The organism is Agarivorans litoreus (assembly GCF_019649015.1).
GTDB classification, from domain to species: Bacteria; Pseudomonadota; Gammaproteobacteria; order Enterobacterales; family Celerinatantimonadaceae; genus Agarivorans; species Agarivorans litoreus.
Genome location: NZ_BLPI01000001.1, coordinates 3,247,732 through 3,260,460, shown reverse-complemented (window position 1 = coordinate 3,260,460; position 12,729 = coordinate 3,247,732). Strand labels below are relative to the sequence as shown.

General features: G+C 44.3%; 12 protein-coding genes. 7 read left to right on the top strand and 5 right to left on the bottom strand.

Features of this window, described 5'->3' with window-relative positions; genetic code table 11:
• Window positions 1-54: 54 nt before the first annotated feature.
• Window positions 55-1,212, top strand: a complete 1,158-nt coding sequence (locus K5L93_RS14990) for an iron-containing alcohol dehydrogenase (RefSeq protein ID WP_220720556.1) — start codon at window positions 55-57, stop codon at window positions 1,210-1,212.
• 389 nt (window positions 1,213-1,601) lie between these two features.
• Here the strand turns inward: K5L93_RS14990 and K5L93_RS14985 are convergent, their stop codons facing one another.
• Window positions 1,602-1,853 carry a DUF1127 domain-containing protein gene (locus tag K5L93_RS14985; protein ID WP_220720555.1) on the bottom strand — a complete coding sequence of 84 codons (252 nt, stop codon included), beginning with the start codon at window positions 1,851-1,853 and terminating at the stop codon, window positions 1,602-1,604.
• 216 nt (window positions 1,854-2,069) lie between these two features.
• On the opposite strand from K5L93_RS14985, the gene K5L93_RS14980 reads away from it, so the two are divergent.
• Complete coding sequence (locus tag K5L93_RS14980) at window positions 2,070-3,500, top strand: aminotransferase-like domain-containing protein (protein WP_220720554.1); 1,431 nt, start codon at window positions 2,070-2,072, stop codon at window positions 3,498-3,500.
• 26 nt (window positions 3,501-3,526) lie between these two features.
• On the opposite strand, the gene K5L93_RS14975 is transcribed toward K5L93_RS14980, so the two are convergent.
• Window positions 3,527-3,748 carry a hypothetical protein gene (locus tag K5L93_RS14975; RefSeq protein WP_016400879.1) on the bottom strand — a complete coding sequence of 74 codons (222 nt, stop codon included), beginning with the start codon at window positions 3,746-3,748 and terminating at the stop codon, window positions 3,527-3,529.
• A gap of 551 nt (window positions 3,749-4,299) precedes the next feature.
• On the opposite strand from K5L93_RS14975, the gene K5L93_RS14970 reads away from it, so the two are divergent.
• The 4 genes from K5L93_RS14970 (at window position 4,300) to rnr (ending at window position 8,805) form a co-directional block, all read left to right on the top strand.
• Window positions 4,300-4,650 carry a hypothetical protein gene (locus K5L93_RS14970; RefSeq protein WP_220720553.1) on the top strand — a complete coding sequence of 117 codons (351 nt, stop codon included), beginning with the start codon at window positions 4,300-4,302 and terminating at the stop codon, window positions 4,648-4,650.
• 74 nt (window positions 4,651-4,724) lie between these two features.
• Complete coding sequence (locus tag K5L93_RS14965) at window positions 4,725-5,471, top strand: sugar nucleotide-binding protein (RefSeq protein WP_220720552.1); 747 nt, start codon at window positions 4,725-4,727, stop codon at window positions 5,469-5,471.
• Between the two features lie 59 nt (window positions 5,472-5,530).
• Window positions 5,531-6,073: an inosine/xanthosine triphosphatase gene (gene yjjX / locus K5L93_RS14960; protein WP_220720551.1), complete on the top strand. Its 543-nt coding sequence runs from the start codon at window positions 5,531-5,533 to the stop codon at window positions 6,071-6,073.
• A 401-nt stretch (window positions 6,074-6,474) separates the two neighbouring features.
• Complete coding sequence (gene rnr, locus K5L93_RS14955; RefSeq protein ID WP_246615061.1) at window positions 6,475-8,805, top strand: ribonuclease R; 2,331 nt, start codon at window positions 6,475-6,477, stop codon at window positions 8,803-8,805.
• Between the two features lie 149 nt (window positions 8,806-8,954).
• On the opposite strand, the gene K5L93_RS14950 is transcribed toward rnr, so the two are convergent.
• Together K5L93_RS14950 and K5L93_RS14945 are read right to left on the bottom strand one after the other, a co-directional pair.
• The gene (locus tag K5L93_RS14950) at window positions 8,955-9,395 is read right to left on the bottom strand and encodes a hypothetical protein (protein WP_220720550.1); all 441 of its coding nucleotides are present in this window, start codon (window positions 9,393-9,395) and stop codon (window positions 8,955-8,957) included.
• A gap of 74 nt (window positions 9,396-9,469) precedes the next feature.
• Complete coding sequence (locus K5L93_RS14945) at window positions 9,470-10,426, bottom strand: hypothetical protein (protein WP_220720549.1); 957 nt, start codon at window positions 10,424-10,426, stop codon at window positions 9,470-9,472.
• A gap of 409 nt (window positions 10,427-10,835) precedes the next feature.
• On the opposite strand from K5L93_RS14945, the gene K5L93_RS14940 reads away from it, so the two are divergent.
• Complete coding sequence (locus K5L93_RS14940; RefSeq protein ID WP_220720548.1) at window positions 10,836-11,720, top strand: glycoside hydrolase family 16 protein; 885 nt, start codon at window positions 10,836-10,838, stop codon at window positions 11,718-11,720.
• On the opposite strand, the gene K5L93_RS14935 is transcribed toward K5L93_RS14940, so the two are convergent.
• A complete protein-coding gene (locus K5L93_RS14935; RefSeq protein WP_220720547.1) occupies window positions 11,721-12,614 on the bottom strand; it encodes a LysR family transcriptional regulator in 894 nt (297 codons plus the stop codon).
• Window positions 12,615-12,729: the final 115 nt, after the last annotated feature.

Below are 12,729 nucleotides of genomic sequence, written 5' to 3'. Positions count from 1 at the left end.
AATAAAATTTCACCACCAAAGATCAACAGGCTCTAGTTAATTGAAGGAAATATCATGTTAAATTTTTCGTTCCAAAATAGTACCCAAATCCATTTTGGCGAGGGGCAAATAGCTACCATCGCTAACGAAATCCCGGCGGATGCCAAAGTATTGGTCACCTATGGTGGAGGCTCAATAAAAAGCAATGGCGTTTATGAGCAAGTTGCAAAGGCCTTAGAGAATCACCAGTGGTCTGAGTTTTCGGGCATCGAGCCTAACCCTAGCTATCACACGCTTATGCGTGCTGTTGAGCAAATTAAAGCGGAAGGGCTTGACTACATTCTTGCTGTAGGCGGTGGCTCGGTAATTGATGGCAGCAAGTTTATCGCTGCTGCAGCTTGTTACCAAGGCGATGATCCTTGGGACATTATTGCCAAGCAACATCCAGTTGATGCTGCCTTGCCATTAGGTGCAGTGCTTACCTTGCCAGCCACCGGCTCAGAAACCAACCCAGCAGCAGTGGTCACCCGTGACGGCACTAAATTGCCTTTTTATGCTCTAGCAGTGCGCCCTAAGTTTGCGGTTTTAGACCCAAGCGTAACTTTAAGTTTATCCCCCCGCCAAGTAAGCAACGGTGTGGTAGACGCATTTGTTCACGTAATGGAGCAATACCTCACTTATCCGGTAAATGCCAAAATCCAAGATCGCTTTGCCGAAGGCATTTTGCTCACCTTAATTGAAGAAGGCCCTAAAGCACTTGCCGAAGAGAGCAGCAAAGACTTAGAGGTTCGCGCTAACATTATGTGGGCAGCCACCATGGCCTTGAACGGTTTAATTGGTGCTGGCGTGCCGCAAGATTGGGCAAGCCACATGTTGGGCCACGAGTTAACCGCCGCTTATGGCGTTGACCACGCACGTAGCTTGTCTATCACTTTGCCAGCGGTAATGAAAATTCGCCGTGAAGCAAAAGCCGACAAATTGCTGCAATATGCAGAACGTATTTGGGGCATAAGCGAAGGCGACAAACAGCAATGTATCGACCAAGCAATTGCCGCTACCGAAGCCTTCTTCCGTAGCATGCAAGTTCCAGTGCGCTTGAGTGACATAGACTTAGGCGCTAGCGATGTAGAGGTATTGTTGACCAAGTTAGAGCAACACCAAATGGTGGCTTTAGGTGAAGATAAGAAAATTACTTTAGATGTTAGCCGCGAAATCCTAAACGCCGCGCTATAAAGCCAATACAGTTAGCAAAAAGGGCCTGAGGGCCCTTTTTTATTGAGAACAACACAAACTAGCCGCAGCAAAGCTGCCAACCAACCCTACATGGTTTTAGTTAGATAAAAGGCCAAAATGTCTCGCTACTATTGCTTGTTTAGCGGCTCAAAGAGAGCAGCGAATCTAATTTGCAAAGGTTTATAAACGTAGCAATAAGCGACAGATATATCGCACTTTACTCATAGATGTGTTCCTTTGTTATATCAAGGATAACAAGCCGATGGCGTTGAGATCACTTTATGCTTAATGCAAGATTCAACAAAGCGGCGCAATTGCCGCTGCAAGCAAATCTGCTTGCCACACAAAAAGCGCGTTGCAAGTACAACAATTATCAAAGCACTAAATTTTTAGTTTTCGCGTGTAGGTGTGACCACGGTGTTGTTGCTTGACCGAGTAACTTGGTATTTAGCTTGCTCCGCCGCTCGCCAAAAAGGTTTACGGCCTTCGGCTAAGGCTTGCGCTCGGCTTAAACCAATATCCTTGAGCAACTCATCATTCAAGGCTAGTAAGGCTCTGCGACTGCGGCGACGTGCTCGATAGAGGGCAAGGCGCTTAATCAGTGCATGAAAACCCGTATGGAAAGAAGTTTGTATCTGCATATTCCGCTCCTTGTTTTAATCAGCTACCCCTCTAGCTTAAATTTTGAACAAGCCAGCTTACAGATTCAGAATATAAGAATTTTGCCATTACAGATGCTGCAAATAGCTATCTGTAATGCTTGTTAATGTTCAATCTGTACTGCTTTGCTACGCAACTTTGCTTCACTGTATTCCTCTGTGTTATTAATGAGCGATGTTTTGGCTAAGGAGTTGCCAATGACCCTCTACGAGCAATTTGCGCAAGAACTTAAGGAACAAATCTCTCAAGCCTATTACCCGGTTGGCCAAAAGCTGCCTTCTATCCGCGAGATGAGCAAGGCGAGAGGAGTAAGTATTTCTACGGTGCAAGAGAGTTATCGATTGTTAGAAGATGCCGGCTTTGTTCGCTGTAAGCTCAAGTCGGGTTATTATGTTCAACAACCTCCAAGCACCGCACAGCTGCCAGAAACCAGCCAACCAGAGCAACGCCCTGTGCCGATCGACAATTGGCAAGCGGTGTTGGAGCTCTCGATGACAGAAAGCAATAGCCGCTTTCTTGCCTTAGGCAGAGGCTCACCAGATACCGAGTTAAGCAGTTTAAAACCTTTACAGCGCTTACTTAGCGACAATATTAAGTATCAAAGCAAACAAGTTTTTAGCTGCTCAAAAGGCAATGGTTTGTTTAAGTTACGGGTGCAAATTGCTCGCCTAATGCAGCACTCTGGTTGTCATATTCATCCCGATAACATCCAGATTACAGCTGGTTGCCAGGAAGCACTATCGTTAAGTTTAAAAGCACTCACCCAGCCAGGTGATATTGTGGCGATTGATTCACCCAACTTTTATGGCTCGATGCAGGCGATTCAATCTAACCAATTGAAAGTTATTGAGATCCCAACCCACCCAGAGACCGGCATTAGTTTGCCCGCCCTAGAACTTGCTCTAGAACAGTGGCCGATCAAAGTACTGCAACTAATCCCAACATCTAATAACCCTTTGGGTTATGTGATGCCCGAAAAGAACAAACTAAAGCTGCTTAAAATGGCTGAGAAATACGATTTCGCCATTATTGAAGACGACATTCTAGGCGACGGCTATTACCAAACACCTCGCCCGCGCAGTTTAAAGTCCTACGATAGCCAAGATAGAGTGTTGTTTTGCTCGTCGTTTTCTAAAACCATTGCTCCAGGCCTGCGAGTGGGCTGGGTAGCACCTGGCCGTTATGGGCAAATGCTCACTCACTTAAAATTTGTTACCTCACTGGGCGCTAACAGCTTACCCCTGCTGGCAGTGGCCGATTTTATCGAGCAAGGGCACTACGAAAAACACCTAAGACTGGCAAAACAGCAGTATCAAGCAAGGCGCGATTTGATGCTCCATTGGGTACAGCGTTACTTTCCTAGCGGCAGTAAAATGAGCTTTCCTAAAGGAGGATTCTTTTTGTGGGTAGAGTTACCAGAGCCAATCGACAGCTTGGTGCTAAACGAAAACTTAAAACCGTTTAACATTGGTATTGCGGCGGGCAGCTTGTTTTCTGCTGCAGGCAAGTATCAAAACTGTTTACGCATAAGTTACGCCAACAAACCCAGTGAGCGCATAGAGCAAGCCATAAAAATTGTTGGCGAACAGGCAACGATTCTCTTACAGCAAGCCTTAGCGCGAGCTTAATAGCCTTAAGCTCGCCCGCCTATTTATTACAGTTTCTTCCACTGTAACTTAGTGCATTTGCCGTTGTCGTCGTGCACACGGCAACCAAAGCGGTAGCCATCTTTTACTAGGCTTTTATTGTAATACTCTGCATTTTTATCGAATTCGCTAAGCGCTGGCTTGCTGCTTGGTTGTTCAGCAGCAACCGTAGTTACGCTAAGACCTAAACCGAACACTAGTGCAACTGAGCTGATTAAAACATTACGCATTTTTCTTCTCACAATTATTGATAAAAGTAATTTCTGCGTTTTATACCAGCTATTTTCCGCAGTGCAATCTGCGACAGTTTTGTGAAAAAACTCACAATATAAAGCAGACGTAAAAATGACAGCATTTTCACTTCTTGAGTATCAGGAAATTAATTATGCAATCAGTAAATAATAAAAATGACATCGATTTCAACAGAGGGTTATTTTTATTTAATTGTTAGTTTAAGTGGCTATTATTTACGCAAATTCCGTAAAAAGCAGCCAAACATCATACTTTAAACATAAATCTTTAAATTTCAGGTAATTAAAACCAACGTCAAGTAAACGATTTCATAATTTAGCATTAATGTTAATAAGCATACTTTAAGCAATCATGTTTATTAACAAACCACAAATTCTAAAATTCACATGACGAATTAAATAACAATTTCAAGCCTAAAGTCTCAATTTGTTAGTTTGACAAGTATCATTGCTTGGGATAATTTTTGGGCCACAGTAAATGGATTTAAATCATATTTAACGGCAATTGCTATTAGATATATAAGGTAACAATGAAATTAAAACACCTAGTTAGTGCCGCTGTTATTTTACTTAGTTCTCAAGCCAGTGTGGCCAATGAAAGCATTGATAGCTCTGAGCTTCCTGCGCTTAAAAACTATGCTTTTGCCGCTTGCATGTACCACATTCAAGCCAAAATCGATCCCACTCCGGCTGCCACGCTAAATGGCTTACGCGAAGAAATGGAAGTGTTTTACCAGTACAGCGTATTACCTACCGAACACTTTGAAGCGGTATACGCCGAAGCTGAAGCTGGCGCTAAAAATGTCCCACCTTCCGGCTCTATTCGCTACTGTATTAGCTGGCTACAAGAAGACAAAGTAGAACAAATACTGGCTAACTAAATTTGCCCTACTCTAGCGCTTAACGCCGTCTAACCGCATAATAGCCACTTCTTAGAAAGTGATGAGATTATGCAATGCAAAACGTACTAGTAACCGGTCTAAATGGTCGACTTGCACCTTACCTTAAACAAGCGCTAGAAAAACAAGGCATTGCAGTACATGGCTTTAATCGCCAAGAGCTAGACATTACCAACCGCGCGCAACAGCTAGGCTATGTTCGCGGCAACCACATCGATGCAATATTTCACTTAGCCACAGGGCCCGAAGAGTGGCTGGCTTGTCTAGCTGGCATTGCTGGTGAGCAAAATATTCCCATGCTATTTACCAGCACCGAAAGTGTATTTAACCCAGAGAGCATCGGCCCTTTCACCCCAGAGCATCCTGCAGATGCGGTAAATGATTATGGGCTATACAAAATAAGCTGTGAACAAGCAGCCCTTGCCGCTAACCCCAATACCATAATTGCTCGCCTAGGCTGGCAAATGTTCGATAACTTTGAGCAAGACAACCTACTCACCCATGTTAGAGATATGCATGCTGAAAAAGGTTACTTGGTTGCTAGCACCAAGTGGCTGCCAGCCGTGGCCTTTGTTGAACATAGCATGCAGTGCTTAGTCACTTTGGCTAAACAAGCCAAACCCGGGATATATCATGTAGGCGGTAATGAGCAAGGCTTGTCTTTCTACCAATTGGTGCAAATGATCAATCAAAAGTACCAGTTAAATTGGGACATTCGCCCCGGTAGCGATCCTCAGCGAGATGGCCGAATTATCGACTCACGAGTAGCATGTGGCAGCATCGCCGAGCAATTGGCTATATAGCCTAGCCACGCGCTAAATAAGGGCCTCGCCTTTTCCAACTAAATTGAAGAACAGTAAATATGTCAGAGCAAAGTATTAAAGTAGTGGTAGGGTCGCGCAATCCAGTAAAAGTGCGAGCAGTTGCTAAAGCCCTCGCGATGTATTACCCAGATGCTGAGATTGACTGCCAAGGCATTGATGCCCCCTCTCAAGTGCCTGAACAACCCATTACCACTCAGCAGACTCGCGATGGTGCCGTAAATCGCCTGCGCTACTGCCAGCAACACCAAACTGCCGATTTTTATGCTGCAATTGAGGGTGGTGTAGATATGTTTGAAGATGGCCCCGCTACGTTTGCTTATGTGGCAATCGCACGTGGTGAGCATCTTTCGGTAGGGCGTGGGGCTAACATGCCGCTTCCACCAAGTGTTTATCAAGCGCTAGAGCAAGGTGAGGAACTTGGCCCACTCATGGACAAGCTGTTTAATACTAAGAATATTAAGCAAAAAGGCGGCGCCATTGGCCTGCTCACCAATGGCTTAGCCACCCGCGAAGATAACTATGTGCATGCTATGTTGCTGGCGCTGGTGCAGTTTGCTCATCCGACCCTGTTTCAGCGATAAGCGAAAGCCCTTAAAGCGACAAACGTTGACTTTTCGCCACAAGTCTATAAAGTGACGGCCATTAGAAATTCAGTCTATTTTTTGAACTCCGCTTTAAGGTTGCCTTCTTTTAACCTTCGTTTCGTCGTTTTAAATTCAAACTTGTTTTTCCAATCTTGCCTTTCGGCAACTATATGATTGTCTGTCATCTATGTGTCACATAAGCGGCTTATAAGTCAGACCAACTACATCACTTGCAAGGCCAGCTAATGGCGCGAGCAGGTAACAAATTTTAGCGACTTGCTTTAAAGCAAGCGCACAGGCCTAACAACCTTGAGAGTTATATCTGAACTGCATACATAAAACTTTTCATGATTTCCCTAGAGCAAGGTTATTGGCCCTATTAACAGAGAACAATAACTATGAGTAAACACTCAAGCTCTAAAGAGCAACAATATGCTAATCCCATTCCCGACCGCGACGCGATTATTGCGCTGCTCGATCAGCAAGGAAAACCGCTTAACCGCGAACAAATTGCGGTAGCTCTAAACCTAGACAGTGAAAACGATCTAGAAGCCCTGCGCCGCCGTTTAATTGCCATGAGCCGCGATGGTCAACTACATAGCGACCGTAAACGCAATTACTGGCCTGTAGACGACAGTGAATATTTGGTAGGTAAAGTGATCGGCCACCGTGAAGGGTTTGGCTTCTTAAAATGTGAAGGCTACGACACCGACTTTGTATTGCATAGCTCGCAAATGAGCCAAGTATTTGATGGCGACCTTATTCAAGCGCTGCCAAATGGCTTTAATAATCGCGGTCGTGAAGAAGCGCGAGTGATTAAAATACTGGAAAAAAACACCCAGCAAATCATTGGTAAGTTGGTTGAAAGCAATGGCCACTTTAGCCTGCAGCCAGACAACCAAAAGATTAGCCAGATCATTGAAATACCTGCAGAGAAAACCTTAGGTGCTAAGCATGGCCAATACGTGACCGCAGAGCTAATTAGCTACCCACATAAACGTAACAATGCCATCGCCCACATTAGCGAAGTGATAGGTGACCCAATGGCGCCGGGCATGGAAATCAACCTTGCGATCCGCAGCCACGATATTCCCTTTGAATGGCCTGAAGAAGCGCTGGCTCAAGCAGCTAAGTTAGCCCCAGAAGTGGCCGAGAAAGATAAACTACACCGGGTAGATTTCACCGCAACGCCGTTTATCACTATTGATGGTGAAGATGCCAAAGACTTCGACGACGCTGTATATGCAGAGCCGCTAAGCAACGGCAACTGGCGCTTACTGGTGGCGATTGCCGATGTATCACACTACATTCAGCCAAACAGTGCCTTAGATATAGAAGCACAAAAACGCGGCACCTCAGTGTACTTTCCTGGGCACGTCGTTCCGATGTTGCCAGAGGCGATATCCAACGGCTTGTGTTCGTTAAACCCTCACGTTGACCGCTTAGTAATGGTGTGTGACATGACCATAAACAGCGCCGGAGAGTTAGCCAGTTTTCAGTTTTGTGAAGGGCTTATCCACTCTCATGCTCGCCTTACTTATAGCCAAGTAGGCGCTATGTTAGAAGACGCTAACAGCAACGAGGGACAGCAGCTCACTCAGCAGTTTGCCGAAGTATTACCGCAACTGCAGCAGCTACATAGCTTATATCAAGTGTTGAAAGTGGCACGGGCAAAACGTGGCGCTATTGACTTTGAAACTAACGAAAGCCAGTTTGAATTTAATGCGCAACGTAAAATTGAACGCATAGTGCCACTGGTACGCAACGACGCCCACAAGCTAATTGAAGAATGTATGCTATGTGCAAACGTAGCTACAGCTCGTTTTCTAGAGCAGTTAAACATTCCCGCCTTATACCGAGTACACCGTGGCCCTAAAGAGAAAAAACTTAAGGGCTTGCGTAGCTTTTTAGCCGAGCTAGGCTTGAACTTAGGCGGAGGCGACAAACCTACGCCAGCAGACTACAACAAACTACTTAGCAGTATTGGTGAGCGAGAAGACGCCAGCATTATTCAAACGGTGATGCTGCGCTCTATGAGCCAAGCCATTTACACCCCAGAAAACGACGGCCACTTTGGTTTGTCTTTTGATGCTTACGCTCACTTTACCTCGCCAATTCGCCGCTACCCCGATTTACTGGTACACCGCGCAATTCGCTCAATAATTCGTAGTAAAGAAAGCGGCAGTATCTTTAAACGCACCTTTAAATCATTAAGCGGCAAAGGCCTAGACCCGGTTCGCCGAATCAGCGGAGCAGAGCCTCTTAAGCTAGCAAACAGCTACCCTTACGGCCCAGAGCAAATGTTAATGCTGGCCGACCACTGCTCTTTAGTGGCTCGCCGCGCCGACACCGCCAGTTGGGACGTAGACGCTTGGCTTAAATGTGAATACATGCAAGACCAAGTAGGTGAAAGCTTCCAAGGCATTGTAAGCGGCGTAAACAACTTTGGTTTGTATGTAGAGCTAAAAGATATGGCAGTAGAAGGCGTGGTGCATATCTCGTCACTGGCTGGCGACTTTTATAACTTCGACGCAAACAAACAACGTTTAATTGGCGAAAACAGCCGCAAGAGCTTTGGCATTGGCCATGTGATTGAGGTGAAAGTCGCCCGCGTAGATATGGAACAACGCAAAATTGAGTTAGTGCCAAGTGATATCGCCAGCGCGAGCAACTTCAGCAAACCCAAGAAAAAAGCCAAAGCGAAAAGCAAAGCAAAAAAAGTGGCTTAAAGGCTTTATCTCACTAAGGCTAGTATTGGCCTTAGTGAGAGCTTTTTCTATATCAAATTACAGGTAGTATTAGCGCCCTGTAAATTGGCAGGTGCACTGGCTCCACCGCGTCTTGGCACTTGTCCCCTCGAGGAGCAAAACGACGAGCACTAGTATGATTTGTTTGTTAGACGTACTTTGCCATATTCAGCCACAAGATCCTTAGCCTTTCCCTCTTGAAGCATCCAATAAACCTGCACTGTGTACATTGGTAATAAACAAATTAGGAACAAAACTAAACTGGCTTTTTGTATCTGAAAAAGAGGGCCTGCTGCATACCAGACAAGGTATAGAGCGCATGTAATCACAACCAACTGGAAATAAGCGTGGGATTTGGCAGACTGGTGGTTTACAGCGGCTATATTGTGCCGATTTTCTTTCAAGAATCGTTTGTATTTGTATCTACGACCTCTGAAAAATTTGCGTAGGCCTTTACCAACTCTCATTCTTAAATACAAAAAAGCCATTGGAGCAAATTTAAGTAACAAGCCAAAAAAAACTCCAGTGAACCACCAAGCAGGATCATTTAGATTTGTTAGTATTTTTTCCATGTTATCCATCTAGTCCATGTACGTATAACGCTCCGCTCAGTAACGCCTGCTGAGCGATCTGTTGCAGCGACTTGTTAGGCATGCTTTCTAATAAACTCTGAGCACTGTTTTTCATAGTTTTGTTTTACAGACTCCTCATCTATGTGCTTCCAAGTCATGTGAAAAATAATGTGATTACAAATTGCATGAAGATAAATCGCTTCTAATTCATAATCTTCTGGCTTGTTCGGATTCCAAGCCTTTTTATTCTTTTCACTGTGATGATGCAGTTCGCCTCTAAGATCTACTATGTAGTCAACAAAGTTGTCATAGTCTTTGTAAGCTTTGTTTGTAGCCCGTTTGGTTAATAGTTCTCTATTGAGAAGTCCGTTCAGTGTCTTGGTTACAGCGTGATAAAATGCTTCTTTTAGTTCATTTGAGCACTTTAGTTTCTGCTTAATCTGGTTTCCACGCCATTTACCATCACCAAATCTAGATTCTAAAATTAAATAGAAGTCGTATATAGCATCTATGTATTCTTGATTCTCCATGTCTGCAGTTCCTTTCCTGTAAAAACTGGATACAACAGACTCTTTTGCTCCATCCCAAGACTTAATTATTGCCCGCGCAGCAAGGTCAAAGGAAAGTGGTGATACATCTTCTATATTCATGCTTTCAGATTTAGAAGAGAAGTTTTTAATATGTAGTTTTTTTTCTTCTTCTTGTGTTTCAGGTAACCAACAAATCTCGAAGTTTCGCTTATCAATATATCTCAATCCCCATACAGACATTAAGGCCTCTATTCCTCTCAAATTTCTTTGTACGAAGTGAAGTGCTGGATTATCAATAACTAATTCGTGATGCTTAGGACCAGTCTTTATCAACTTGGGGTACCATTGCTCTTCGACAGGGACAGTTACTTCAATATGGGTAACAATACAACGCTCATCAACTAAGAATTCATAAACATATCCATGCTCCTTAATTGGGAGCATTTGGCTTGACTCTAACTTTATTTGACCAGATATCGGAAACTTGTACTTTGCTTTCATACTAAATCCATGAGATGAGAATGCTTAACAGGTTATTAAAAGGAAATATTCCTTTTATCACGCATTTAATGAAAATCAGATTATCACCTTTTCTAAGTCTCATCAGCCACCTAGCTCTAAAAGTAACAAAAACATCAGTACAAAAGAATGCAAGCACTTGGAGAAAGAAGGCACCGTCAAAAGCGGTATTGATATACTGTTTTTTTGTCGCTAAACACCAAGCGCCACTGCGCTCAGGTTTATCGTGAAGTGTAATAGTGAGTTTACTTTGGAAAGTGCAACAAATTACGTAACTTAAAGTGTTTTTTCACCATTGATCCAGCTCTAACTCTACCTGTAATTGACTACCTCTCCACTTGGCTAGCAGGCAAACTGGCTAAGGGATTATTAGCAACGCACAGAGCATTCAATGCCAAATAGCAAATATAAACTCAGCTTAATCGGCTTTCTCAGCACTGCACTTTTCGCTTGTGGTGGAGGAGGTTCAAATCAACAAGTACTAACCCCCAACCCACCACCCGAGGACATACAGTGGCAATTAACTTGGAGTGATGAATTTAACGACAGCCAGCTAGATCTGAACAAGTGGACTTTTGATATTGGCAATGGATTTTTACTTAATCAACAATACATTGCGGGCTGGGGCAACAATGAACTTCAAGCCTATACAAATAAAGCAGCCAATGTGCGACTCAACGGCAAAGGTCAACTGATTATTCAAGCCTTAGTCGAAGGCAGTAGCGACCAATACGGCAATTACAATTACAGCTCTGCCCGTTTAAAAACCCAAGGTTTATTTGCCCAAGCCTATGGCCGATTTGAAGCGCGTATAAAACTGCCGGTTGGCCAAGGGCTATGGCCTGCCTTTTGGTTAATGCCGCAAGACAATGTATATGGCACTTGGGCAGCCTCGGGCGAAATAGACATTATGGAAGCGCGTGGTAGCAATCCTTCGCAAGTAAATGGCACGATTCACTATGGCGCACAATGGCCAAATAATACTTACTCGGAACGCCACTACCTGTTTACCGACAGCGATATAAGCGAGTTTCATGTTTACCGAATCGACTGGACGCCACAAGCCATATACTGGTACGTAGACGACCAGTTATATGCTAGCCAAAGTGCTTGGTATACCCAAGACCACGCCTACCCAGCTCCTTTCAACCAAGATTTCTACATGATTATGAATCTAGCCGTAGGAGGTAATTATGATGGCAAGCCAAAATCTAACGAAATATTCCCCGCCCAAATGGAAGTGGATTATATACGGGTATACCAAGCGCGGCCGTGATCATTTGAGTTGCTGAATATATTGCTGCAAATAAGCCATAAATTGCTGTAGCCGCGAAGAGTGTTCGATTTTAGGTGGGTACAGCATCCACACCTGTCGGGGCTCAACCTGAAAGTCAGCCAATACTCTTTTCAAGCGCCCGGCTTCTACATGTGCCCATAATAAGTGTTCCGGCACCCGTATCACTCCTTGGCTATTCAGCGCTGCTTTAATCAAAATATTATTGTCGTTTACCGCAAACCGCCCTTGTGCTTCAAACTCTTCCACTTGGCTGGCTTGCTGAAAACGCCAAGTGCGCCAACTGGGAAATGCCAAACACTGCAATTGCGCTAAATCGCTAGGTTGTTTGGGTTCAAAGTGCTCTGCTAAGTATGCGGGGGAAGCACATACCCAATGGCAATAAGGCATGAGAGTGCGCGCCACCATATTTTGTGGCGGTTGCTCGGTAACCCGAATCGCCAAGTCGAAATTCCGCTCATGTAAATCTTCTAAATGGTGACCAACATCAATTTCAAAACTCACTTCTGGGTAGCGTTGATTAAAGCCTTCGCAGGCCTCTAGCAAGAAGGACTCGGCAAAAGCGGCTGGAGCGGTAATGCGCAAGATACCCGCGACATCTTCACCACTGTGTTCTAACTCGCGTTCCAAATCGAGTAAATTATGGTGCATGGCTTGCGCCTGTAAAAATACCTTGTGGCCTTCGGTGGTGAGCCGCACACTACGGGTAGTTCGAATCAACAATTGAGTGTGCAAGTCTTGCTCTAAACTGCGAATCTGCTGAGACAAATAACTACGCGAAATAGCTAACTGCTCAGCCGCTTTAGAGAAACTTAAATACTGAGCCACTTCATAAAATAACAACAGGCGCTCTAACTTTTTATGATTTTTCGACACCTTTCACCCCGCTCTACAACCTCAAACTTGTCTATCATAATACGCAAAAACCAATATTTTGTTTGATATAACAAATAGTATTTTTGCTTTAACCCTCTTTTTTCAGGGGCTTTAT